The organism is Photobacterium sanguinicancri (genome assembly GCF_002265265.1).
Lineage (GTDB): Bacteria > Pseudomonadota > Gammaproteobacteria > Enterobacterales > Vibrionaceae > Photobacterium > Photobacterium sanguinicancri.
Genome location: NZ_NOIF01000020.1, coordinates 1 through 24824, shown reverse-complemented (window position 1 = coordinate 24824; position 24824 = coordinate 1). Strand labels below are relative to the sequence as shown.

Here is a 24824-nt window from a genome sequence, read left to right as displayed (position 1 = left end):
ACTTGGCGCAAAACAAAAAACGGGGCCTTACGCCCCATTTATTGAATTGCAATTACAGATCAAACTTCACTTCATCCAGTAGTTTAATCGCTGCATTGTGGTATTCAGCCACTTTCTCTAATGAAAGTGTATCCGCATCGAAGTCACCCCACGATGCCACTAGCTCAGAGCGCTTAACGCCCTCTTTTACTGGGTATTCGTAGTTTACTTCTGCGTACATTTGCTGCGCTTTGTCATCCGTTAGGAATTCCATCAGCTTCTGTGCGCTTTCTTTGTTTGGTGCGTACTTAGCCATTGCCATGCCACTCACGTTAACGTGGGTGCCACTCGCTTTTTGACCTGGGAAGTTGATGTATACCGCTTCAGCCCACGACTTTTGCTTTTCGTCGTTAACCATTTTACCTAAGTAGTAGCTGTTACCAATCGCGATATCACATAAGCCTTCTTTAACGGCTTTAACTTGCGCTCGGTCATTACCTTGTGGCTTACGCGCAAGGTTTGCTTTTAGGCCTTCTAGCCACTCTTTTGCTTCAGCTTCACCGTGATGAGCAATCATCGAAGACACCAAAGAAACGTTGTAAGGGTGCTTACCAGAACGGGTACAAATTTTTCCTTTCCACTCAGGATCAGCAAGATCTGCATAATCGAAATCAGCCGGTAAACGACCAACACGATCGCGTGATGAATACACATTACGAGCGCGCAGGGTTAAAGCAAACCACTCATCATCGTTATCACGGTATTGAGCAGGTACGTTACTTTCAATTACTTTGCTATCAACAGGTTGAACAAGATCTTTATTTACCAATTCAACAAGACGGCTAATATCTGTTGTTAAGATTACGTCTGCAGGGCTGTATTCACCTTCTTGCTGCAGCTTTTCTGATAAGCCTTTCTTTGCAAACTTAACGTTTACTTTAATGCCTGTTTCTTTAGTAAATTCGTTGAACATAGGCTCAACGAGGAAAGGTTGACGGTAAGAGTATACGTTTACTTCTTCAGCAGCAGTCGCTACCTGAGGTGCTGCCAAAGCACAGAAAATTGCCGAAGCTAACAGCTTTTTCATCTATTCATCCCTTTAACGCAAAGTAAAATGATAACAGTTATCAATGCGATTAATTATACTGCAACACTTAAGTAACACAACTCAGCAGAAACAATTAAACACAAAAAAAGCACCGCCAAGTTGGCAGTGCTTTTAAAAGGTGTGAACTGAATATATGTTATTAGTTTCTTAACTTACTTCACGCTAACAAACTCAGGGTATGCATCAACACCACAGTCATGAGTATCCATCCCTTCAAGCTCTTCTTCTTCGGTCACACGAATCCCCATGGTCGCTTTTAGCACAGCCCATACCGCTAAGCTCGCACCAAAGACCCAGCCAAAGATAACGACAGCACCTAATAGCTGCGCACCAAACGAGGCATCGGCATTACTAAATGGCACAACCATCAGGCCAAAGAAGCCACAGACACCGTGGACTGAAATAGCACCAACTGGATCATCAATCTTCACTTTGTCTAGGCCAATAATACTAAAGACAACCAATGCACCAGCCGCAACACCAATCGCTACCGCTGCAAGCGGTGATGGTGACAATGGATCTGCAGTAATCGCAACCAAGCCCGCTAATGCACCATTCAACACCATAGTTAAATCCGCTTTACCCCACGTTGTTTTACACACTGCTAGTGCTGCAATGGCACCAGCGGCGGCGGCGGCATTGGTATTTAAGAAGATTTGTCCCACTGCAGTTGCGTTTTCAAAATCAGAAACCATTAGTTGTGAGCCGCCATTAAAGCCAAACCAACCAAACCACAGAATAAAAGTCCCTAATGTTGCCAACGGCATATTTGAACCCGGAATCGGATAAATTTCACCATTTTTACCGTATTTACCTTTACGAGCTCCCAGCAAAAGCACTCCAGCTAAGGCCGCTGATGCGCCAGCCATATGCACAATACCTGAGCCTGCGAAGTCACTAAAACCGGCTTCTGATAAGAAACCTCCACCCCATGTCCAGTATCCTTCCATTGGATAAATAAAGGCCGTCAAAATGATTGAGAAAATGAGGAACGACCATAATTTCATACGCTCTGCTACTGCACCAGAAACAACTGACATCGCTGTTGCAACAAACACAACCTGGAAGAAGAAGTCGGATTCTAATGAGTGATCAGCACCTTCTGCTTGGCTACCAATCAGCATCCCGATAGAAGGTAACCAGCCTCCTTCACCGTTGTCGACATACATAATGTTGTAACCAACAACCAAGTAAGTCGTACAGGCGATGGCATATAAACAAATATTTTTGGTTAAAATTTCAGTGGTATTTTTAGAGCGCACCAAACCCGCTTCTAACATGGCAAACCCTGCTGCCATCCACATGACTAATGCCCCTGACATTAGAAAGAAAAAAGTATCGAGCGCATAACGCAACTCAGTTACTGTGGTTGATAATTCCATGGTTTATATCCCCTAATCACCGTTAACCTAACTATTTAAAGCGCTTCAGTGTCTGTTTCACCGGTACGAATACGCACCGCATGATTTAAGTCGTATACGAAAATTTTACCGTCACCGATTTTTCCGGTTTGCGCAGCATTCGCTATCGCCTCAACAATCGCATCTAAGTTTTCAGCCTGTGTGGCAATTTCAAGCTTAACCTTGGGTAAAAAATCCACTTGATACTCTGCGCCCCGGTATAATTCGGTGTGACCTTTCTGGCGCCCAAAACCTTTCACCTCAGAAACCGTCATCCCCTCAACACCTACATCGGCTAGCGCTTCACGGACATCGTCAAGTTTAAATGGCTTGATAATCGCATTAATTAGTTTCATTGCTTACTCCTTAAACATTGAATGCTGCTGCGTACAACGTTAGATAAACAATCAACGTGCCAACTTTTTTTACAGTTAACTTTCAAACACTTAACAAACCACCAGCCACAGACATAAAAAAAGCCGCACCAAAAAGGTGCGGCTTTTTCACTAAAACTATGCAGGTATCTCGATCTTACCTTAGTTGATCAAAAACGGGTCACAAACGCTCGCCATGCCTCTAATACCAGCGTGAAATCTTCAAATCCGCATAACGACATACTTTCCTCATCGTATAAGTGAAGATCTTCTTCGTATTCGTCATCATCTTCTGAAAACAAAAAGTTAGCCTGAATCAACGCTTCATGATCTTGCAGACTCAACGTTAGCTCATCGCCAATCAACCGCCATTCTTGGGTACTATTTTTCAATGCACCAATTTGCGCCAATACCGAATCCATTTTGGTAAAGTCTTTACCTACTTCTTCAATTAACCAGCGGCCAAGGGCTTCATGACCCATAGAAAATACCGCATGATAGCTACCATCTAAGGTATTTTTTTTAAATTCGTAATCCATAGCTATCCTCATCTTGAACCATGCGTACAATGTGGCTTCTGTATCGCCAATCAACGCCACTATTAGATTGGTACTGTCGTGAGCACATTTTCAGGAAATCAGACAAGAATGCAACTCAATGCCACCATTGCTCGTCAAATTGTTGAGCGCACCATGAAGATTATTCATTACTCAGTGAATGTCATGGACGAACAAGGCCGCATTATTGGTTCTGGCGATCGATCTCGCATCAATCAGCGTCATGAAGGGGCGATTCTGGCGATCAACGATAACCGTGTTGTAGAAATCAACCAAGCTACAGCAAACCAACTTAAAGGCGTAAAACCGGGGATCAACCTTCCTATCTTATTCCATGATCGGGTCATTGGCGTTATCGGTATTTCAGCGAAGCCTGAAGAGGTAAGAAATTACGGTGAGTTAGTCAAAATGACCGCTGAGCTTATTGTTGAACAAGCTGCGCTCATGGCACAAATTCAATGGGATAAACGTCATCGTGAAGAGTTAGTGTTGCAGTTGGTCAATGGCAGTAAACTCAATGAAAGTCAATTAACCGCCATGGCTGAACGTCTTAATTTGGACTTATCCCAACCGCGCATTGCCGCCATCGTTAAAGTCTTCCCTTCAAAAGGCCAGCAACTATCGCTTGAACATTTACAAAGAGTTGTTCATTTATTAGAGCACCCTGAACGCGATAACCTGGTCGGTATTGTCTCGGTGTCACTCAATGAGGTAGTGGTACTCAAACCCATCACTATCGATGGTGATGATTGGTCGAAAGAAGCCGAACTCCTGCGCGCCAAGAAATTAATGAGACGGGTCGCGCAAGACAACAGCTTTACCATCAAAATTGCACTAGGCGGCTACTTCCCCTCTCTGCAAGGGCTGGCAAAATCTTACCTCACCGCACAAGCAACACTCGATGCCGACATTGCTGATAATAATATCTTGTTTTACCAAGACTACATGCTGCCAGTGTTGCTCTCAGGATTGAAAAAAGATCCTTGGCGACACGAGCAATTGTGCGCTCCGTTGCAAAAATTAAAAAACTGTGACCCACGTGGTGTACTGCTAAAAACCTTAAAGACATTTTTTATCCAAAATTGTGATTTAGCTCAAACCTGCCAACAACTCCATATTCATCGCAATACGCTCAGATACCGAATGGAAAAAATAGAACAATTAACTTCATTAAATATCAATAACATACAAGACAAAACCCACCTTTACCTTGCAGTACTAAACAACCGCTAAAAAACCGTATTTTGTGCAGCTGCACAAGATACGAGGTTTTTACTGCTAGATAATTTGGTCACCTGCCCAAAGCTAATTACGATCAGACTGATTAGAGTAGCCGCCTACAAACCTCCCTCTATTTATTAAAATTTGCGATGGGTATGCACCCAATCGCCTCTGTACGGACGCATCGTTATGGTAGAAGTATCCACCCTTGGCGCACTCTCAGCACTGATTGTCGCGATCACACTTATTTTACGTAAAGTTCCGCCAGCTTACGGCATGATCATTGGTGCTCTTGTTGGTGGTATCGTCGGTGGTGTTTCCCTTACCGACACCGTTGGATTAATGATTGGTGGTGCTCAAGGCATCGTGACTGCTGTACTACGTATTTTAGCGGCGGGTGTGCTAGCGGGTGTGCTGATTGAGTCTGGCGCAGCTACCTCTATCGCTGAAACCATAGTTAAAAAAGTCGGTGAAACCCGTGCACTACTGGCATTGGCAGTCGCAACAATGATCCTAACCGCTGTTGGGGTCTTCGTAGATGTCGCCGTTATTACCGTCGCTCCTATTGCATTGGCCATTGCCCGTCGTGCTGATTTATCAAAAATGGCGATTCTACTGGCGATGGTCGGTGGTGGTAAAGCGGGTAACGTGATGTCACCGAATCCCAATGCTATTGCAGCTGCTGATGCTTTCAATGTGCCCCTAACATCTGTAATGGCTGCAGGTGTTATTCCTGGCCTGTGCGGCATGATCTTCGCTTACTTCATCGCGAAAAAACTGGTCAATAAAGGCAGCAAGGTACAAGAGCATGAAGTGGTCGCTGTTGACCATAGCCGCCTTCCTAAATTCGGTGCAGCAATTGTGGCACCACTGGTTGCGATTGCGCTACTGGCACTGCGTCCATTAGCTGGCATTAATGTCGACCCACTGATTGCCCTACCTCTTGGTGGCCTGATTGGCGCAGTAGTTATGGGACGCCTTCGTGATACTAACCACTTTGCAGTGTCAGGTTTAAACCGCATGGCACCTGTTGCTGTCATGCTACTGGGTACCGGTACTCTGGCAGGCATCATTGCGAACTCGGGCTTAAAATCTGGGTTAATCGATGTCTTAACGGCTTCAGGTCTTCCCTCTTACTTACTTGCACCTATCTCTGGTGCCATGATGTCACTCGCGACAGCCTCTACCACAGCAGGTACTGCCGTGGCAGCCAGTGTCTTTAGTCACACAATTTTAGAACTTGGTGTACCCGCACTTGCTGGGGCTGCAATGATCCATGCCGGTGCAACCGTTATGGACCACATGCCACATGGTAGTTTCTTCCATGCGACAGGCGGTGCAGTACACATGGATATTAAAGAACGTTTAAAACTGATTCCTTATGAATCAGCAGTGGGCTTGATGATAGCTGTTGTTTCAACACTCATCTTTGGTGTATTTGGTTTCTTCGTTTAAAGGCTTATAGATTATGAAAATTGTTATCGCACCCGACTCATACAAAGAAAGCCTATCGGCAATGGAAGTAGCAATCGCTGTTGAAGCTGGCTTCCGTCAAGTGTTACCTAACGCTGAGTACCATAAACTGCCAATGGCTGACGGTGGTGAAGGCACAGTGCAATCACTGGTTGATGCAACCCAGGGTTCAATTATTGAGTGCCGTGTAACTGGGCCTTTAGGCGAACAGGTCGATGCGTTTTACGGCCTAATGGGCGATGGCAAAACAGCAATAATCGAAATGGCAGCAGCATCAGGTTTGCACCTTGTACCCAATGAGCAACGCAACCCATTGCAAACAACCACTTACGGTACCGGTGAATTAATCATCGCGGCATTAGATCAAGGGGTTGAGCATATCATCGTGGGAATTGGTGGCAGCGCTACCAATGATGGCGGTATTGGTATGGCCCAAGCTCTGGGTGTTCAACTACTAGATGCTTCAGGCAAAGAAATTGGCTACGGCGGTGGTGCACTTGCTCGTCTCGCAACCATCAAGATGGATAACGTCGATCCTCGGTTAGCGAAGATCAACCTAGAAGTGGCTTGCGATGTGGATAACCCACTGTGTGGTCCTAAAGGTGCGTCACATATTTTTGGTCCACAAAAAGGGGCTAGCCCATCAATGGTTGAGCAATTAGATGCCAACCTTGCGCACTATGCCGAGCTCATCAAAACACAGCTGGGTAATGATGTAAAAGATACCGCGGGAGCAGGCGCTGCAGGCGGCCTTGGCGCTGCGTTAATTGGTTTATTCTCTGCAAGCCTTCGCCCTGGCATTGAAATTGTGATGGATGCGGTTGATCTAAAAGCACAACTCGCCGGTGCCGATTTAGTTATTACAGGTGAAGGTCGCATCGATAGCCAAACTGTTCATGGCAAGACACCGATTGGTGTTGCACGCTGCGCGAAAGCCTTCGGTATTCCAGTAGTGGGGATTGCGGGCTGCCTATCTAACGATTGTCATGTGGTGCATGAACACGGTATTGATGCCGTATTTAGCGTTGTACCTCGTTCTGTTTCACTAGAAGAGGCTTTACGCGATGCCGCTGTCAACGTGGAACTAACATCAGCGAACGTGGCGCGCGTATTAAAACTAGGGCTACTGAACAAATAATTGAAGTAAATTGTATAACGTAAAAAAGTAAACCAACACTGACGTGTGAAAGAGAGACAGAGAAGACAAAGATCTTCCAATGTAAAAAAGCCCTCAGTATGAGGGCTTTGCTTTATCTAGTAACGCTTAACTGGCTAACTACACCGCCGTCTGTACGATAACGTCATCGGCTTTCTTGGTGTAATGATCCATACGATGGAAGTTAAGGTAGCGGTATGTATCGGCTGCTGTCGCATCGATTTGCTTCGCATACGCTAAGTATTCTTCCATGGTTGGTATACGGCCAATAATCGCACCTACCGCCGCCAGTTCAGCTGATGACAAGTAAACATTCGCCCCAGTACCTAAACGGTTAGGGAAGTTACGCGTCGATGTTGAGATAACAGTCGCTTTGTCAGCAACACGCGCTTGGTTACCCATACACAATGAACAACCAGGGGTTTCAATACGCACCCCTGCACGGCCAAAGATACCGTAGTAACCTTCTTCGGTAAGCTGATCTTTATCCATCTTGGTTGGCGGAGCAATCCACAAACGCGTATCTAGTTGACCACCAAACTTCTCAAGTAACTTACCGGCTGCACGGAAGTGACCAATGTTAGTCATACACGAACCAATGAAGACTTCATCAATTTCGGTACCTTGCACATCAGACAGTAGACGCGCATCATCAGGATCGTTTGGCGCACAAAGGATCGGTTGAGTGATCTCGGCTAAATCGATTTCAATGACATGTGCGTACTCTGCATCTTTATCGGCTTCCATCAGCTCAGGGTTTGCAATCCAAGCTTCCATTGCTGAAACTCGACGCTCGATAGTACGGCGATCACCATAACCTTCGGCGATCATCCACTTAAGCATGACAACGTTAGAACTTAAATATTCCGTGATCGATTCAGGTGACAGCTTAACAGTACAACCCGCAGCACTTCGCTCTGCTGAGGCGTCAGACAATTCGAAAGCTTGCTCAACAGTTAAGTGCTCAACACCTTCGATTTCTAATACGCGGCCAGAGAATTCATTGATCTTGCCGGCTTTCTCTACCGTTAATAGGCCTTCCTGGATTGCATAATAAGGAATGGCATGAACCAGATCACGCAGAGTGATCCCTTCTTGCATCTCGCCTTTAAATCGCACCAAGATGGACTCTGGCATATCCAACGGCATAACACCCGTTGCAGCAGCAAATGCCACCAAACCGGACCCAGCAGGGAACGAAATACCTAATGGGAAACGTGTATGCGAGTCACCGCCAGTACCGACAGTATCAGGCAGTAACATACGGTTAAGCCATGAGTGGATAACGCCATCACCCGGACGTAGCGATACCCCACCACGATTCATAATAAAATCAGGCAAAGTGTGGTGAGTATTCACATCAATCGGTTTCGGGTATGCCGAGGTATGACAGAAAGATTGCATTGTCAGCTCAGCAGAGAAGCCTAGACAGGCCAAATCTTTCAGTTCATCACGCGTCATAGGGCCAGTGGTATCTTGCGATCCCACCGTGGTCATTTTTGGTTCACAGTAAGTGCCAGGGCGAACGCCTTCAACACCGCATGCTTTACCCACCATTTTTTGAGCAAGGCTATAGCCTTTGCCGGTATCAGCCACAGCGACAGGGCGGCGGAAAACGTCAGACGATGGTAGGCCCAGCGCTTGGCGAGCACGATCCGTTAAGCCGCGACCAATGATCAATGGGATTCGACCACCAGCACGGACTTCATCAACCAAGACATCAGTTTTCAGAGTAAATGTAGAAATAATGTCTTCGCTGCCATGTAAACGCACTTCACCTTTGAATGGGTAAACATCAATGACATCACCCATGTTCAGTGCAGTAACATCGACTTCAATAGGCAGTGCACCTGCATCTTCCATGGTATTGAAGAAGATAGGGGCAATTTTGCCACCGAGTACATAGCCACCGGCACGTTTGTTTGGCACATTCGGGATATCATCACCCATGAACCAAAGTACCGAGTTAGTGGCTGATTTACGCGATGATCCTGTTCCTACAACATCACCAACGTAAACCAGTTGGTGACCTTTTTGTTGGAGTGCTTCAATTTGCTTGATCGGGCCAATTGCGCCGTGCTGATCAGGTTCAATTCCTTCGCGCTCATTTTTAAGCATCGCAAGGGCGTGAAGTGGAATATCTGGACGAGACCACGCATCTGGAGCTGGAGAAAGATCATCAGTGTTGGTTTCACCCGTCACTTTAAAGACGGTCAATGTGATTTTTTCTGCCAATTCTGGCTTAGATAAAAACCACTCGGCATCGGCCCAAGACTGAAGAACTTGCTGTGCGATGACGTTACCCGCTTTTGCCTTTTCTTCCACATCGTAAAATGCATCGAACATCAGTAAGGTATGCGAAAGTGCTTTAGCTGCTATGGGTGCGAGTGCAGCATCGTCAAGCAATGCAATCAGGGGTTCAATATTATAACCACCTTGCATTGTGCCAAGCAGCTCAGCGGCTTTTTCAGCAGAAACAATAGGTGACGATGCTTCGCCTTGCGTTAAAGCAGCCAAAAAGCCCGCTTTGACATAAGCAGCTTCATCTACACCTGGGGGAATACGGTTTTCAAGTAGATCTAACAGAAAAGCTTCTTCACTCGCTGGTGGGCTTTTTAGTAACTCAACCAGAGCGGCAACTTGTTCAGCATCGAGAGGCTTAGGAACAACTCCTTCTGCAGCACGTTCTTCGACGTGTTTACGGTAGGCTTCAAGCACGACATATTCCTCTTATTTCGGTTCAACCTTCGCGGTTAAACATCCTTGGAAGTGATTGGCCCCCCTGTCAGAACATCGCATATAGATAAATCTTATCAGATTCAAATGCATCAAGAAGAGGCCAAAACCGTTTATTTACCATACCACTTTTAACGTAAATTTAAAATCAACCAATCTTTTACAACATTCACACTTCTATATATTAATAACAACGCATAACTTTAGAAGGAACCGCCAAATTGCACATAAAATGAAGAGTAATTACGCTCTGTTTTACCATAAGCGAAAATTAACGGCCCTGCAGGCGTACTAATTCCCGTAAAAATACTGCCAGCAAAATAGGTCGGTATTTCCGATAACGATAATTTCGTGCTGTTGTACACCCCACCCCATTCTGCCGAGCCACCGATGTAGACAGGCGATTTAAATAAACCAAAGTCATTATCCATAATGCGATAACGATAGATGGCAGCTGTAAATATTTTGTTCTTTGCCGCAATAATGCCTTTCGGTGCCCCTGATAAATTCAAAAAACCCCCTAATTCTTTCGGGTCTAAAGGGAATTGCGAGTCAGAGTCAATTCTTCCATATTCACCTTTGCCCACAAAAGTATGGCGATCAATGGTATAAGCACCTTTCCAGACTAAATCAATACTGGTCGATACATCTTTAGAAGATCCGTTACCGTCAAATTCCAAATCATCACGAGACACTGCGAGTTCTAACATTAGCAAGTTACCCTGTGTTGGCATCGCGATATCATCAAGGGTGTCATAATTAAATCGTGTATAGCCCTGTAAGCTTTGGCGCTTTTGTCGGCCTGATTCTGGGAAGTTTACAAATTCTGTTGTACCTGAAATATAACGATAACCTAAGTTCAACTCCTGCCATAACTGCGGTTGCCAGCCAACCGATGCATCTAAGGTCAACCTGTTATAGTTTACGGGATCAATAAAGCGCTCATCGGGTAACTCAGGACTAATAAAGCTCAGTGGCACATTACGGCGCTCTACACTGTACTCAGCCCCCAATAAGCCAAACCACTCTTGTTCATCGACGAAAGGGAGATACAGCTCGGTACTCGCTCGCTTATCCGAGCCAAATTCAAGCTCCGTTCGCCACTCAGCACCCGATTCACTCAGCCCTGTGACATTGAACCCAATCCCTAATGAATACTTAGTGACGTTATCAAAATCATCTTCGAGGGCGAATCGTAAATCGATATAGTTAGGGCCCCAGCTTTTTTCCCGTACATCGACTTGCACAACATTCTGTCCCCCTTCTTGGACCAAGTGATAATCAATACGCTCAAACCGATCCAGCGCATAGAGGCTGCTGATACCGGCTTCCAACTGTTCGGTATTAAGCTCTTGCCCTTCTTGCAAATTAAGGCGATTAAGAAGCACTTGATCGGAATAGTAGCTGTCATTAACGAGTTCAATTCTATCGACATGCACATCATCCACTCGTTCTAACTGACGGCGAAGACGTTGTTTTTTATCAATATACGTTTGAAAATCCCGGCTATTACCTAAAGATGCCAATTGTGGTGCTAACGCCATTGTTGCGTCATAACCATGCTGACTAGCCTCAGGCATTTTAGTGACATCTGTCGTTGAAATCCCGAGGACATCGGGCTTAATCAACACATCGCTGTCAGTCAGTAAACTCAACTGATGCTCAGTGTTTTTCCGGATCATAAAGTCAGTTAGCTGATCCATTACCGCAAAATAACTCTTTAATTCATCTCGTCCTTTAAAGTCGTTACTAATATCCACCACAATAACAATGTCGGCTCCCATGGCTTTCACCACAGAAACGGGCAGGTTATTGGTGATACCACCATCAACCAATAACTGCTCACCTAACTCTAATGGCGGCAAAATCGCGGGGATCGACATACTCGCCTGCATAGCCCTGACTAAATCGCCACTTTTCAGTTCGACCGATGTTAAATTTTCAATATCGGTTGCCATCGCTCGAAAAGGGATTGGCAGCAAATCGAAGCTTTCTTTAGCGGCAATATTCCCTGATGTTTCACGCAGTATCTTTGCCATATTTTGGCCTTGAACAAAGCCTTTCGGCACTTTCAGCTGCCAAAAATCAAACCCAACATCTGTGCCAATTTGAAAACGGTCTTCTTTCTGCTTATCACGTACTCGTCGATCACTTCGCTCGACTCGATCTTTGTAGCCATTGTTCCAGTCAACGGTCTCAAGGAAAGATTCAATTTCATTCGCGCTCATACCTGTCGCATATAGCCCACCGACATAGGCTCCCATGCTGGTACCTGCAATATAATCAACAGGAATATGCATCTCTTCAAGCGCGCGCAAAACACCGATATGAGCAGCACCTTTAGCCCCGCCGCCACCAAGAACAACACCTATTTTTAGACGTTCTTGCGCCAATACAGCGGGGGAATGAATAAAACTGCAAAATAACGCAAATAAAACTAAAGAAATCCTCTTTAGCGGCAGATAACAACTGGGCTGTAGAGCCTGAATAGCAGCGGGGAAAAGTCTCGTTATCATCTTCGTGTTCTACTCTTCTACTAATTCCTATAAAAGAAACAGCTAAGCCTTATGAAATTCAATAGTTTAACCATAAAACAAAAGCTAATCTTTGCGATGGTACTCGCCGTACTGGCTTCTACTGCCTTAGTGGGGTTTATTAGTCAAAATCAAGCTCGCACTGTTGTTGAAAACCGATTACTCAACTCCGAGTTACCAGCAACCTTAATGCAAATTCGTAATGCCATTGATAAAGAAGTCTCGCAGCTTCAATCAGCGGCTGAGCAAATAGCAACAAATCGCTTTATTCTTGAGTTTTATAATTCAGACCAAAGCAATGCTCAAGAACAAAATTTAATTCAGTTGCTCAATGACACCAAAAATCAGTATCAACTTTTCGATGCATCTGTAGCCAATCGTTCTACAGGCGATTACTGGAACCAAGATGGCTTTTTACGCCGCTTGAATCACCAGCAAGATGGCTGGTTCTATGGCTTTACATCTGGCAACCAAGCTCGCATGCTCAATGTCTTCCGTGAAGAGAATGGTGATGTCAAACTATTCATCAATTACCAGCAACTGAATGGTAAAGGAATGGCTGGCCTATCAAAGTCACTTGATGACATGGTTAGCCTTATCAACCGCTTCCAGCTAGAGCAAACAGGTTTTGTATACCTTGCTGATGTACAAGGTCAGGTTCGCCTGCATAAAGATACCAGCAAAATGGGTAAAACCAGTTTAGACCAGCTCTATGGTGCCAATGTATCGCGCAAAATCCTAAGCAAACACGATATTAATATCACTGAAACCGAGATTAATGGCACTGCCACTTTAGTCGCGACAAGCTACATTCCATCAATGGATTGGTATGTGGTTGCTGAACTGCCAAAACATGAAGCTTTCTCGGAGTTAGACAAAGCAACAACACAAATCATGCTTTGGACATTAGGTATCGCTGCTTTGTTCATTTTTGTTGCTATCGTTTTAGCCAGTTCAGTAACTCGCCCTATCGCCAACCTTGCCGCTGTATTTAAAGATCTTGGCGAAGGTGAAGGTGATTTACGTCACCGTATCGACATTGAAGGTAAAGACGAGATCGCGCAGCTATCTGCTGGCTTTAACAGTTTCATCAGCAAAATCCATAATTCGGTGCGTGAAGTAGCAGAAACGGGTAATTCATTGCGCAGTGCCGCTGAAGCTGTTGCTTCACAAGCTCAACTAACACTTGATAATAGCCACAGCCAACGCGACCGAACCATTCAAGTTGTTACCGCGATTAACGAAATGGGCGCAACGGTAAACGAGATTGCAGGTAATGCCGCACAAGCCGCAGATGCAGCTCAGAATGCTGAAAGCGAAACACAAAACGGCCAAGACGTCGTTGGTCAAGCCCGCAACAGCATTAACCAATTGTCGAATGATGTCGCACAAGTAAGTGATGTGATTGGTTCTCTGGCTAACAATACTCAAGCGATTGGCAGCATCCTAGATACCATTCGCGGCATTTCAGAGCAGACCAACTTGCTAGCACTTAATGCTGCAATTGAAGCGGCTCGAGCAGGAGAGCAAGGCCGTGGCTTTGCAGTCGTAGCCGATGAGGTTCGTAGCTTAGCAAGTCGCACCTCTGATTCTACCGACGAAATTCAGTCAATGATTAACCGTCTACAAGAAGAAGCCAGCAACGCTGTAAATGCCATGCAGCAAAGCCGTCAGCTAACGTCAGACGGTGTATCAGCTGCAGACGAAGCATCTGGTGCGCTCGTCTCTATTGCTGAACGTATTACACTGATTTCAGATATGAACACCCAAGTTGCTACCGCAACTGAAGAACAATCAACTGTGGTTAACGACATTAACTGCAACATTGAAGAAATTAATGAAACAACCCAACGTACAGCAGATACCGCAGCTGAACTGGCAGATTCAAGCCAAGAACTACGTGCACTATCTCAGCGCCTAGATTCTATGGTTGGAACCTTTAAATTGTAAGCGATAACGCGGTAACACAATACGTAAAGGGAAAGCTTCGGCTTTCCCTTTTTAGCCTCTGGCAAACCAAAAAAGCAATAAATTGCAACTAGACCAGTTCTATTAATTAACTCAGCAGAATATAACTCAGTCACGCAGGAAGCATCTCGTTCAACAAGGGTAAACGTCGGTACATGATGTATGGCAATTGCTCACTATCCTAATAACATACCAAATGAATATTAAGCAGTTAACCATCAAGCAAAAGTTAGCGTTTAGCTTTATTTTTGCTATTTTAATCTCGACCTCATTAGTGGGTTTTGTTAGCCAACGCCAAGCACATCAGGTGATTGAACAGCGATTGCTAAAATCCGAGCTTCCTGCAACCTTGATGCAATTTAATCGCAGCATAGATAAAGAAATCTCGATCTTATTAGCAGCAATACCAGCTGATTGATGCCTCTATCGCTAACCGCCATACCGGTACTTACTGGATGGATAGCTTCACTGAGTCTCGTCAACACCGTGAAAATGGTTGGTTTACTAAACTGGTTGCGAGTGGTCAGGAAAAATCATTGAGTGTGTACCGTGAAGTAAAACTGTTCCTCAACTACCAGCGCCCACACGGACGTAGCCTAGCGGGTTTATCAAAGTCGATGAACGGCATGGTGAGCTTCATCAACCAATTTACCCTTGAGCAAACAGGGTTTATCTACCTTGTTGATAATCAAGGTACGTTCCGCCTACATAAAAACACCCAAAAATTAGGCAAAGCCACACTTCAATCTGAATATTCTGCCAGCGCGAGTCAGCTGCTCCTCAATAAGACTGATTTTAACTTTGCGACTGTCGACCACGACGGAAAAGAAATTCTTATCGCCACCAGCTACATTCCCTCAATGGATTGGTTTGTGGTTGCTGAAGTACCACACCAAGAGATTTTCTCCGAACTCGATAAAGCCACCCAGCAGATCATGATATGGACATTAGTGATCGCAGCACTGTTTGCCCTTGTCGCACTTTGGCTGGCTAACTCAATTACTCGACCAATATCTAACCTTGCAGCCACCTTTAAAGACTTAGGAGAAGGTGAAGGCGATTTACGCCATCGAATTGACGTTGAAGGTAAAGACGAGATTGCTCAACTATCACAAGGCTTTAATGGCTTTATCAGTAAGATTCACCTTTCCGTACGCGAAGTCGCAGAAACAGGTAACGCATTGCGTAGTGCAGCAGAAGCTGTCGCTTCACAAGCACAACTGACACTCGACAATAGCCACAGCCAGCGTGACCGCACTATCCAAGTGGTGACTGCCATTAATCAAATGGGAGCAACCGTCAACGAAATTGCAGGCAATGCCGCACAAGCAGCTGATGCCGCTCAAAATGCCGAAAATGAAACTCAGAACGGTCAAACTGTGGTGGGTCAGGCGCGCAATACCATCAATCAATTATCTAATGACGTTGCACAAGTGAGCGATGTCATTGGTTCATTGGCTAACAACACCCAAGCCATCGGCAGCATCCTCGATACAATCCGTGGCATCTCTGAGCAAACCAACCTACTGGCGCTTAATGCGGCCATTGAAGCGGCACGTGCTGGCGAGCAAGGCCGTGGTTTTGCTGTAGTTGCCGATGAAGTGCGAAACTTAGCCAGCCGCACCTCAGATTCAACCAATGAAATTCAGTCGATGATTAATCGCCTACAAGAAGAAGCAAGCGATGCCGTTAGCGCGATGCAACAAAGTCGCCAGCTGACCTCTGACGGTGTGTCGGCTGCTGATGAGGCATCGGCAGCACTAGTATCCATTGCTGATCGCATTACACTGATTTCAGATATGAACACCCAAGTTGCAACCGCAACGGAAGAGCAATCAACCGTAGTTAACGACATTAACTGCAATATTGAAGAGATCAACGAAACCACCCAACGTACCGCCGATACTGCCGCGCAATTGGCAGATTCAAGCCAAGAGCTACGTGCTCTATCACAGCGCCTAGACAGCATGGTGGGCACCTTCAAGCTGTAGTATTAGCCTGAATACGACAATGCAAATAACAGGAGAGCTTCGGCTCTCCTTTTTATCATCTCGATTAATGGGCAACAACTCACTACGTATCACACCTTTGTAAGTAACAAAGACTGTCAATAGGCGAAAACGGTAAAATAACATTATGCTACGCGGTTAGTATTTTGTGACTCTCGCTAGATTTTAATGTGTCACAGAGGGGTAGTTTTACATCTCAATTTGATCAATAACTAAAAAACAAAACAATGAAACTCACTACAATTGCCGTCTCTTCCCTACTCGCCTGTGCTTTCGCATCAGGTTCAGCGTTTGCCGACCCTAAATTACCGGGTACCGAAGCAGGCTTTAGCTCAGTTCAAATCATGCAGCAGGGTGAACCTGCACAGCTTCATTGGGTATCAGTTGAAGATATCGCCAAAAGCCTTGAAGGCAAGCCGCCTATGGCCGTCGGCTTTGATATTGATGATACGGTTCTTTTTAGCTCACCAGGCTTTTACCGTGGTCAGCAACAATTCTCGCCGAATGGTTACAGCTACCTAAAATCTCAGCAATTTTGGGATAAAATGAACTGTGAATGGGAAAAATTCAGTCTACCTAAAGATGTGGGCCAGAAGCTGATCACCATGCACCAAAAACGCGGTGATAGCATTTTCTTCATCACTGGCCGTACGGGCTCTAAGTGTGAAATTTCAACTCAATACCTAAAAGATACCTTTGGCATTGAGAAAATGAATAAGGTGATCTTTGCAGGTTCAAGCAAAACCGAATACACCAAGACCAAGTACATTAAAGCCAACAACATTAAGATGTACTACGGCGATTCAGACGGTGATGTGATTTCAGCACGTAATGCAGGCGCTGAAGGGATCCGTATCATGCGTAACTCGGCTTCTAGCTACAAACCAGTACCGCAAAACGGCATCTATGGTGAGAAGATCGTTAAAGACTCACAGTACTAATATCTATCTAAGTAACTGAATATTTTTGCTGGTTAAAGCATATTTAGGACTAAGCATCAGATACAAAAAAAGCGCCCTCTTCATTAAAGGGGCGCTTTTTTCTTATTCAATAAACAGCGAGGTAATTACTTACGCTTTACTGCTTTTGCATTTGGAAGGTCAGTGATTGAGCCTTCAAATACTTCAGCCGCTAGACCGATTGATTCGTGTAGCGTTGGGTGCGCGTGGATTGTTAGTGCGATATCTTCTGCATCACAACCCATCTCGATCGCTAGACCGATTTCACCTAGTAGCTCACCACCGTTAGTACCAACGATAGCACCACCGATAACACGGTGCGTGTCTTTGTCGAAGATCATCTTCGTCATACCGTCAGCACAATCAGATGCGATTGCACGACCAGAAGCAGCCCAAGGGAAAGTCGCCACTTCGTAGTTTAGACCTTCAGCTTTCGCTTCTTTCTCAGTCTTACCAACCCACGCAACTTCTGGCTCAGTGTAGGCAATTGAAGGAATTACTTTAGGATCGAAGTAGTGCTTCTTACCAGAAATAACTTCAGCCGCTACGTGACCTTCATGCACACCTTTGTGAGCAAGCATTGGTTGACCAACGATATCACCGATAGCATGAATGTGCGGTACGTTAGTACGCATTTGCTTATCAACGTTGATGAAGCCACGCTCGTCAACTTCAAGGCCCGCTTTTTCAGCGTCAAGAAGTTTACCGTTTGGCACACGACCGATAGCAACAAGCACTGCATCGTAACGTACAGGCTCAGCAGGTGCTTTTTTGCCTTCCATTGAAACGTAGATACCATCTTCTTTCGCTTCAACAGCGGTTACTTTAGTCTCTAGCATCAGGTTGAATTTCTTCTTGATGCGTTTAGTGAAGACTTTGATGATGTCTTTATCTGCAGCAGGGATCACTTGATCAAACATTTCAACAACGTCGATCTGAGAACCCAGCGAGTGGTAAACCGTACCCATTTCTAGGCCGATGATACCGCCACCCATAACAAGTAGCTTCTCTGGTACTTCTTTCAGTTCAAGCGCGTCAGTTGAATCCCAGATACGTGGGTCTTCATGCGGAATGAACGGAAGCTCGATAGGACGAGAACCAGCAGCGATGATTGCGTTGTCGAAGTTTACAGTCGTTTGACCTTCTGCGCCTTCCACAACAATCGTATTAGGACCAGTAAATTTACCGTAACCGTTAACGATGTTAACTTTACGCATCTTAGCCATACCGCCAAGACCGCCAGTTAGTTGGGTAATTACTTTGTCTTTCCAAAGGCGGATTTTGTTGATATCAGTCTGAGGCTCACCGAAAACAACACCGTGTTCAGCCATTGCTTTAGCTTCTTCGATAACTTTCGCTACGTGAAGTAGAGCTTTAGATGGGATACAACCCACGTTCAGACATACACCACCTAGGGTGTTGAATTTTTCGATTAGGACTGTGTCCAGACCTAAATCTGCGCAGCGAAACGCAGCAGAGTAACCAGCAGGGCCTGAACCCAATACCACTACTTGAGCTTTAATTTCTTTACTCATCATGACCTCGTTGTAAGTCTTATATCCCTAACAGGCGATGTTCTTTTATGTTCTACTTTTACTTTCAGTTAGCCAACAAGTTTACAGAGGTGTTAACAAACTGAAAAGTAAATTGCCATAGCCTGTGAGCTGCACAACAATTCCATGCCTGTCATTTCAGGCATGGACGTTGCGATTGAAACCTTAAAGCACTAAACGGCGGATATCTGATAGACAGCCATTTAGGTAAGTAATGAAACGTGCACCTTCAGCACCATCGATCACACGGTGATCGTAAGATAGTGATAGAGGAAGCATTAGGCGAGGTTCGAAATCCTTGCCATTCCATACTGGTTTCATTTCAGACTTAGATACACCTAAGATACCCACTTCTGGTGCATTCACGATTGGCGTGAACGCAGTACCACCTAAGCCACCAAGGCTAGAGATAGTGAAACAGCCACCTTGCATATCAGATGCAGTTAGCTTGCCAGAACGTGCTTTCTTAGAAATAGCCATTAGCTCTTCAGAAAGCTCGTAAATACCTTTTTTGTTCACGTCTTTAAAGACAGGAACAACTAGGCCGTTTGGCGTATCAACAGCGATACCTACGTTCACGTATTTCTTAAGAATTAGGTTTTCACCGTCATCAGAAAGAGAAGAGTTAAACGCTGGGAATGCTTCTAGTGCTTTAGCAACCGCTTTCATGATGAACACAAGTGGTGTGATCTTCATGCCAGTATCTTTCTTCGCTTCGATTGCATTCTGCTCTTTACGGAATGCTTCTAACGCTGTGATATCTGCATTATCCCACTGTGTAACGTGCGGGATCATTACCCAGTTACGGTGCAGGTTAGCGCCAGAGATCTTCTTGATACGAGACAGTTTCTGAAGTTCAGTTTCACCAAACTTGCTGAAATCAACTTTTGGCCATGGTAGTAGACCAAGTGCAGAACCGTCGCCATTGCCTGCTGCAGCTGCACCAGACTCAAGACGCTTAAGTGCATCTTTAACGAAGTTTTGAACATCTTCTTTTTGGATGCGGTTCTTACGGCCAGTACCTTTAACTTTCGCAAGGTTTACACCGAATTCACGTGCAAGACGACGAACAACTGGAGACGCGTGTGTGTACTCGTTGTTTGCTTCGAACTCGCCCGTTGCTGCTGGTGCTGCCGCTGCTTTCGCAGGTGCCGCCGCAGGAGCTGGAGCTGCTGCCGGAGCAGATGCTGCTGCAACAGGAGCAGGTGCTGCGCCCGCAACTTCAAAGACCATGATTAGTGAGCCAGTAGACACTTTGTCGCCAGCTGCAATCTTGATTTCTTTAATTGTACCTGCGAACGGTGCTGGAACTTCCATAGAAGCTTTGTCACCTTCAACAGTGATAAGAGATTGCTCTTCTTCCACTGTATCGCCAACAGCAACCATGATTTCAGTAACTTCTACTTCATCACCGCCGATGTCTGGTACGTTAACTTCTTTTGCTGCAGATGCTGCTGGAGCTGCCGCGACTGGCGCTTCAACTGCTGCTGGAGCAACAGGTGCACCAGAGCCAGCAACTTCAAAGATCATTACTAGAGAACCAGTAGATACTTTGTCGCCCGCTGCAATTTTAATTTCTTTTAGAACACCAGCGAAAGGTGCCGGTACTTCCATTGATGCTTTATCGCCTTCAACCGTAAGAAGAGATTGCTCTTCTTCGATGCTGTCGCCGATAGCTACCATGATTTCAGTAACTTCTACTTCGTCGCCACCGATATCCGGTACGTGAACTTCTTTCAGTTCAGCTGCTGCCGCTACTGGAACTGCAACAGGTGCCGCCGCTTCAGCTACAGGAGCTGGTGCTGCTGCGCCTTCAGCTTCAAAGATCATGATAAGAGAGCCAGTAGAAACCGAGTCGCCTTCTGCGATTTTGATTTCTTTAACGATACCCGCCTGAGAGGCTGGTACTTCCATAGAAGCCTTGTCGCCTTCTACAGTGATCAGAGATTGCTCTTCTTCAACCTTGTCGCCAACGCTAACAAGAATCTCAGTTACTTCAACCTCATCCGCACCAATGTCAGGTACATTAATTTCGATTGCCATGTTTTATTGCCTCTTACGCGTATAGCGGGTTGATCTTGTCAGCGTCGATGTTGAATTTAGCAATTGCTTGTGCAACAACTGATTTTTCAATATCACCACGGTTAGCCAGTTCAGTCAGTGCAGCAACTACTACGTAGCCTGCGTTAACTTCGAAGTGACGACGTAGGTTCTCACGGCTGTCAGAACGACCGAAACCATCAGTACCAAGAACTTTGAAAGATTCAGACGGCATGAATGCACGTACTTGCTCTGCGTAGTTCTTCATGTAATCCGTCGCAGCGATTGCTGGCTCAGTACCCATCGCTGTTGTGATGTAAGGTACTTTCTTATCAGCTTCTGGGTGCAGCATGTTGTAACGCTCAGCATCTTGGCCGTCACGAGTAAGTTCATTGAATGAAGTTACAGAGTAAACGTCAGATGCAACACCGTAGTCGTCGCTTAGGATTTGAGCTGCTTTACGTACTTCATTCATGATAGTACCAGAGCTCATTAGCTGAACTTTGCGCTCTTTTACAGACTCAGTGCCTGCGTAAGATTCTAGCTTGTAGATACCCTTACGGATGCCTTCTTCAGCGCCTTCTGGCATTGCTGGCATTGCGTAGTTTTCGTTCATTACTGTTAGGTAGTAGTAAACGTTCTCTTGGTTCTCACCGTACATGCGACGGATACCGTCTTGCATGATAACCGCTAGCTCGTAAGCAAACGTTGGGTCGTAAGAGATACAGTTAGGCACTGTGTTCGCCATGATGTGTGAGTGGCCATCTTCGTGCTGAAGACCTTCACCATTTAGCGTAGTACGACCAGCAGTAGCACCCAATAGGAAGCCACGTGCTTGTTGGTCACCTGCTAGCCATGCCATGTCACCAACACGTTGGAAACCGAACATTGAGTAGTAGATGTAGAATGGGATCATTGGTAGATCGTTGGTGCTGTAAGATGTTGCAGCAGCAACCCAAGATGCCATTGAACCAAGTTCGTTGATACCTTCTTGCAGTACCTGACCTGAAGTCGCTTCTTTGTAGTAAGACACTACACCGCGATCTTCTGGCGTGTATTCTTGACCGTGTGGGTTATAAATACCAACCTGACGGAATAGACCTTCCATACCGAATGTACGTGCTTCATCACAAATGATAGGAACAATGTTCTTACCAATATTCTTATCTTTAAGAAGGATGTTTAGCGTACGAACGTAAGCCATAGTGGTAGAGATATCACGCTTCTGCTCGCCCAGTAGCGGAGCAAAGTCTTCTAGCTCAGGTACTTTGAATTCTTGCGTGAAGTTAGGTAAACGCTTAGGCGTGTAACCGTGTAGTGCGTTACGACGAGCGTGCAGGTAGTTGTACTCTGCAGAACCTTCTTCCAGTTTCAGGTATGGTAGCTCAGCTACTTTTTCATCTGAAAGGATGTCTTGTAGGCCTAGGCGATCGCGTAGATGAAGAACATGAGTCATGTCCATTTTCTTCACGCCGTGAGCGATGTTCTTACCTTCAGCGGCTTCACCCATACCGTAACCTTTAACCGTTTTAGCTAGGATTACAGTTGGCTTGCCGTCTGTTTCTTTTGCATTGTTGAACGCAGCAAACAGTTTAGAAGACTCGTGACCACCACGCTTAAGTGCGAAGATTTCGTCATCAGTCATGTCTGCAACTAGTGCAGCTGTTTCTGGGTACTTACCAAAGAAGTTCTCACGTACGTAAGCGCCATCTTTAGATTTGAATGTCTGGTAGTCACCATCGATAGTTTCATTCATTAGCTGAAGAAGCTTACCGGTAGTGTCTTTCGCTAGTAGCGCATCCCAGTTGTTACCCCAAACTACTTTAACCACATTCCAGCCAGCACCTTTAAATAGGCCTTCTAGCTCTTGAATGATCTTGCCGTTACCCATTACAGGGCCATCAAGACGTTGTAGGTTACAGTTGATTAGGAAACATAGGTTGTCTAGTTTCTCACGCGCAGCGAAAGAAATAGCACCACGTGATTCTGGTTCATCCATCTCACCATCGCCCAAGAACGCGTAAACACGTTGCGCAGAGGTATCTTTCAAGCCACGACCGTTAAGGTACTTAAGGAAACGTGCTTGGTAGATAGCAGAGATAGGGCCTAGACCCATAGATACCGTTGGGAACTGCCAGAATTCAGGCATTAGTTTAGGGTGCGGGTATGAAGGGATACCTTTACCATCAACTTCTTGGCGGAAGTTATCAAGCTGCTCTTCAGTTAGGCGGCCTTCAACAAATGCGCGAGAATAGATACCTGGAGAGATGTGGCCCTGGTAGTAAACTAAATCGCCACCATCTACTTCGTTTGGCGCACGGAAGAAGTGGTTGAAACATACTTCGTAGAATGCAGATGCAGACTGGTAAGAAGCCATGTGGCCACCTAGGTCTAAATCTTTCTTAGAAGCACGTAGTACGATCATGATTGCGTTCCAACGGATGATGGAACGAATACGACGCTCAAGTGTTGTGTCACCTGGGTAAGCAGGTTCTTGTGCTGCTGGGATCGTATTGATGTAGTTAGTAGTAATGCCCGTAGCCATATCTACACCGTCTAAACGTGCTTTATCTAGTACTTGCTCTAGCAGGTACTGTGCACGTTCTACACCTTCTTCACGAACGACTGATTCAAGAGCTTCTAGCCACTCTTGAGTTTCAAGTGCGTCAACGTCATTCTTCATGACTTCAGACATGCGATCTATCCTTTCGTTGATAATCTACAAAACTTAATACCAATCATCATAACTATCGACTCTAGTGAGATCAGATAGTTATGACGACTGATATATTGTCGCGACTGGTCAATACCCTTCGTTATAGTTATGAAGGCATTAATCCAGCCCATCCTTGCGTTGTTGAATCCGACGAAGAGAGCGTTCACGTCTGCTATCTTCACGCGATAAATCCAACAATGTTTCCTCGATGTAAGCCAAATGTGCGTGCGATGCTTCACGAGCCTTAATCGGCTCACCAGAAACAATCGCCTGCACAATATCAGCTCGATGTTTGCTCACCTTCATGACCACCTCTGGGCGGCGATTTAGGAGTTCAAAGTTTTGTAATACGTTTTGCTCTAGCATAGGGGCAAGGCTGCGGATGATATGAAGCAATACCACGTTATGTGCCGATTCAGTAACGGCAATCAGGTATTGCATAACCGCGGCAGCTTCTGCTGGTAAATCACCTTGCTGCTGAGCTTCTTGGATCCGTGTATGGCAGTCACGGATACGAGTAAAATCTTGTTCATTACCACGCAATGCGGCGTAGTAAGCAGCCAGTCCTTCCAGCGCATGGCGCGCTTCCAGTAAATCTAGCTGAGTTTCAGGGTGCGCCGCCAACAAATCTAACAGGGGTTCAGAAAAGCTCTGCCATAGTTTTTCTGTAACAAATGTGCCGCCACCTTGGCGGCGAGTCAGTAGATTTTTCGCTTCTAAGCGCTGGATTGCTTCGCGAACAGACGGGCGTGATACATCAAACTGCTTAGCTAATTCACGTTCAGGTGGCAATTGCTGCCCTGGGGATAAGGTACCCTCAAGGATCAATCGCTCTATTTCCTGCTCGATAGCATCAGAGAGCTTAGGTTGACGAATGCGTTTATAAGTCATTTTATCTTTATCGTTCTTATACTTAACCGCGTTTCAGGCCAGTCCGCTATGCGGGTAATTGGTATTACCAATTTACGAATTAGTTGAAAGTTTACAGAATTTTTTTTGGATGTCCACCAGCGACTTGACTGAAATCATAGAACAAAGGGG

The 24824-nt window shown here is 45.5% G+C and carries 15 protein-coding genes and 1 pseudogene; 6 read left to right on the top strand and 10 right to left on the bottom strand.

Features of this window, described 5'->3' with window-relative positions:
- Positions 1-52 precede the first annotated feature (52 nt).
- The 4 genes from ASV53_RS05335 to ASV53_RS05320 form a co-directional block, all read right to left on the bottom strand.
- Positions 53-1066 carry a Fe(3+) ABC transporter substrate-binding protein gene (locus ASV53_RS05335; protein WP_062689696.1) on the bottom strand — a complete coding sequence of 338 codons (1014 nt, stop codon included), beginning with the start codon at positions 1064-1066 and terminating at the stop codon, positions 53-55.
- A gap of 173 nt (positions 1067-1239) precedes the next feature.
- Positions 1240-2469, bottom strand: a complete 1230-nt coding sequence (locus ASV53_RS05330; protein WP_094956343.1) for an ammonium transporter — start codon at positions 2467-2469, stop codon at positions 1240-1242.
- Between the two features lie 35 nt (positions 2470-2504).
- Complete coding sequence (locus ASV53_RS05325) at positions 2505-2843, bottom strand: P-II family nitrogen regulator (RefSeq protein WP_062689692.1); 339 nt, start codon at positions 2841-2843, stop codon at positions 2505-2507.
- Positions 2844-3031: 188 nt separating this feature from the next.
- A complete protein-coding gene (locus ASV53_RS05320; protein ID WP_062689690.1) occupies positions 3032-3400 on the bottom strand; it encodes a YacL family protein in 369 nt (122 codons plus the stop codon).
- 108 nt (positions 3401-3508) lie between these two features.
- Between ASV53_RS05320 and ASV53_RS05315 the strand changes: the two genes are divergently transcribed.
- The 3 genes from ASV53_RS05315 to ASV53_RS05305 all read left to right on the top strand — a co-directional run bounded on the left by ASV53_RS05315 (position 3509) and on the right by ASV53_RS05305 (position 7250).
- Entirely contained in the window at positions 3509-4651 is a 1143-nt protein-coding gene (locus tag ASV53_RS05315; RefSeq protein WP_094956342.1) for a sugar diacid recognition domain-containing protein, read from the top strand.
- A 177-nt stretch (positions 4652-4828) separates the two neighbouring features.
- The gene (locus ASV53_RS05310) at positions 4829-6094 is read left to right on the top strand and encodes a GntP family permease (protein WP_062689689.1); all 1266 of its coding nucleotides are present in this window, start codon (positions 4829-4831) and stop codon (positions 6092-6094) included.
- Positions 6095-6107: 13 nt separating this feature from the next.
- Positions 6108-7250, top strand: coding sequence for a glycerate kinase (locus tag ASV53_RS05305; protein WP_094956341.1), 1143 nt, complete (start codon positions 6108-6110; stop codon positions 7248-7250).
- Positions 7251-7388: 138 nt separating this feature from the next.
- Here the strand turns inward: ASV53_RS05305 and acnB are convergent, their stop codons facing one another.
- Positions 7389-9986 carry a bifunctional aconitate hydratase 2/2-methylisocitrate dehydratase gene (acnB, locus tag ASV53_RS05300; protein WP_094956340.1) on the bottom strand — a complete coding sequence of 866 codons (2598 nt, stop codon included), beginning with the start codon at positions 9984-9986 and terminating at the stop codon, positions 7389-7391.
- A gap of 221 nt (positions 9987-10207) precedes the next feature.
- The gene (locus ASV53_RS05295) at positions 10208-12520 is read right to left on the bottom strand and encodes a patatin-like phospholipase family protein (protein WP_094956339.1); all 2313 of its coding nucleotides are present in this window, start codon (positions 12518-12520) and stop codon (positions 10208-10210) included.
- A 51-nt stretch (positions 12521-12571) separates the two neighbouring features.
- Between ASV53_RS05295 and ASV53_RS05290 the strand changes: the two genes are divergently transcribed.
- The 3 genes and pseudogenes from ASV53_RS05290 to aphA all read left to right on the top strand — a co-directional run bounded on the left by ASV53_RS05290 (position 12572) and on the right by aphA (position 17456).
- On the top strand, positions 12572-14488 hold the full coding sequence (locus ASV53_RS05290) for a methyl-accepting chemotaxis protein (RefSeq protein WP_094956338.1): 1917 nt from the start codon (positions 12572-12574) through the stop codon (positions 14486-14488).
- A 214-nt stretch (positions 14489-14702) separates the two neighbouring features.
- A pseudogene (locus tag ASV53_RS05285) lies at positions 14703-16497 on the top strand (methyl-accepting chemotaxis protein).
- 245 nt (positions 16498-16742) lie between these two features.
- Positions 16743-17456 carry an acid phosphatase AphA gene (aphA, locus tag ASV53_RS05280; RefSeq protein ID WP_094956337.1) on the top strand — a complete coding sequence of 238 codons (714 nt, stop codon included), beginning with the start codon at positions 16743-16745 and terminating at the stop codon, positions 17454-17456.
- Between the two features lie 125 nt (positions 17457-17581).
- Here the strand turns inward: aphA and lpdA are convergent, their stop codons facing one another.
- The 4 genes from lpdA to pdhR all read right to left on the bottom strand — a co-directional run bounded on the left by lpdA (position 17582) and on the right by pdhR (position 24674).
- Positions 17582-19009, bottom strand: a complete 1428-nt coding sequence (gene lpdA / locus ASV53_RS05275) for a dihydrolipoyl dehydrogenase (RefSeq protein ID WP_094956336.1) — start codon at positions 19007-19009, stop codon at positions 17582-17584.
- A 183-nt stretch (positions 19010-19192) separates the two neighbouring features.
- Positions 19193-21070, bottom strand: a complete 1878-nt coding sequence (aceF, locus tag ASV53_RS05270; protein ID WP_094956335.1) for a pyruvate dehydrogenase complex dihydrolipoyllysine-residue acetyltransferase — start codon at positions 21068-21070, stop codon at positions 19193-19195.
- Positions 21071-21083: 13 nt separating this feature from the next.
- Positions 21084-23762, bottom strand: coding sequence for a pyruvate dehydrogenase (acetyl-transferring), homodimeric type (aceE, locus tag ASV53_RS05265; protein WP_094956334.1), 2679 nt, complete (start codon positions 23760-23762; stop codon positions 21084-21086).
- 138 nt (positions 23763-23900) lie between these two features.
- Complete coding sequence (gene pdhR, locus ASV53_RS05260; RefSeq protein WP_094956333.1) at positions 23901-24674, bottom strand: pyruvate dehydrogenase complex transcriptional repressor PdhR; 774 nt, start codon at positions 24672-24674, stop codon at positions 23901-23903.
- Positions 24675-24824: the final 150 nt, after the last annotated feature.

Coding starts and splice junctions, on each gene's coding strand:
- ASV53_RS05335 (WP_062689696.1), bottom strand. CDS start 1,066: ATGAAAAAGCTGTTAGCTTCGGCAATTTTCTGTGCTTTGGCAGCACCT.
- ASV53_RS05330 (WP_094956343.1), bottom strand. CDS start 2,469: ATGGAATTATCAACCACAGTAACTGAGTTGCGTTATGCGCTCGATACT.
- ASV53_RS05325 (WP_062689692.1), bottom strand. CDS start 2,843: ATGAAACTAATTAATGCGATTATCAAGCCATTTAAACTTGACGATGTC.
- ASV53_RS05320 (WP_062689690.1), bottom strand. CDS start 3,400: ATGGATTACGAATTTAAAAAAAATACCTTAGATGGTAGCTATCATGCG.
- ASV53_RS05315 (WP_094956342.1), top strand. CDS start 3,509: ATGCAACTCAATGCCACCATTGCTCGTCAAATTGTTGAGCGCACCATG.
- ASV53_RS05310 (WP_062689689.1), top strand. CDS start 4,829: ATGGTAGAAGTATCCACCCTTGGCGCACTCTCAGCACTGATTGTCGCG.
- ASV53_RS05305 (WP_094956341.1), top strand. CDS start 6,108: ATGAAAATTGTTATCGCACCCGACTCATACAAAGAAAGCCTATCGGCA.
- ASV53_RS05295 (WP_094956339.1), bottom strand. CDS start 12,520: ATGATAACGAGACTTTTCCCCGCTGCTATTCAGGCTCTACAGCCCAGT.
- ASV53_RS05290 (WP_094956338.1), top strand. CDS start 12,572: ATGAAATTCAATAGTTTAACCATAAAACAAAAGCTAATCTTTGCGATG.
- aphA (WP_094956337.1), top strand. CDS start 16,743: ATGAAACTCACTACAATTGCCGTCTCTTCCCTACTCGCCTGTGCTTTC.
- lpdA (WP_094956336.1), bottom strand. CDS start 19,009: ATGAGTAAAGAAATTAAAGCTCAAGTAGTGGTATTGGGTTCAGGCCCT.
- aceF (WP_094956335.1), bottom strand. CDS start 21,070: ATGGCAATCGAAATTAATGTACCTGACATTGGTGCGGATGAGGTTGAA.
- aceE (WP_094956334.1), bottom strand. CDS start 23,762: ATGTCTGAAGTCATGAAGAATGACGTTGACGCACTTGAAACTCAAGAG.
- pdhR (WP_094956333.1), bottom strand. CDS start 24,674: ATGACTTATAAACGCATTCGTCAACCTAAGCTCTCTGATGCTATCGAG.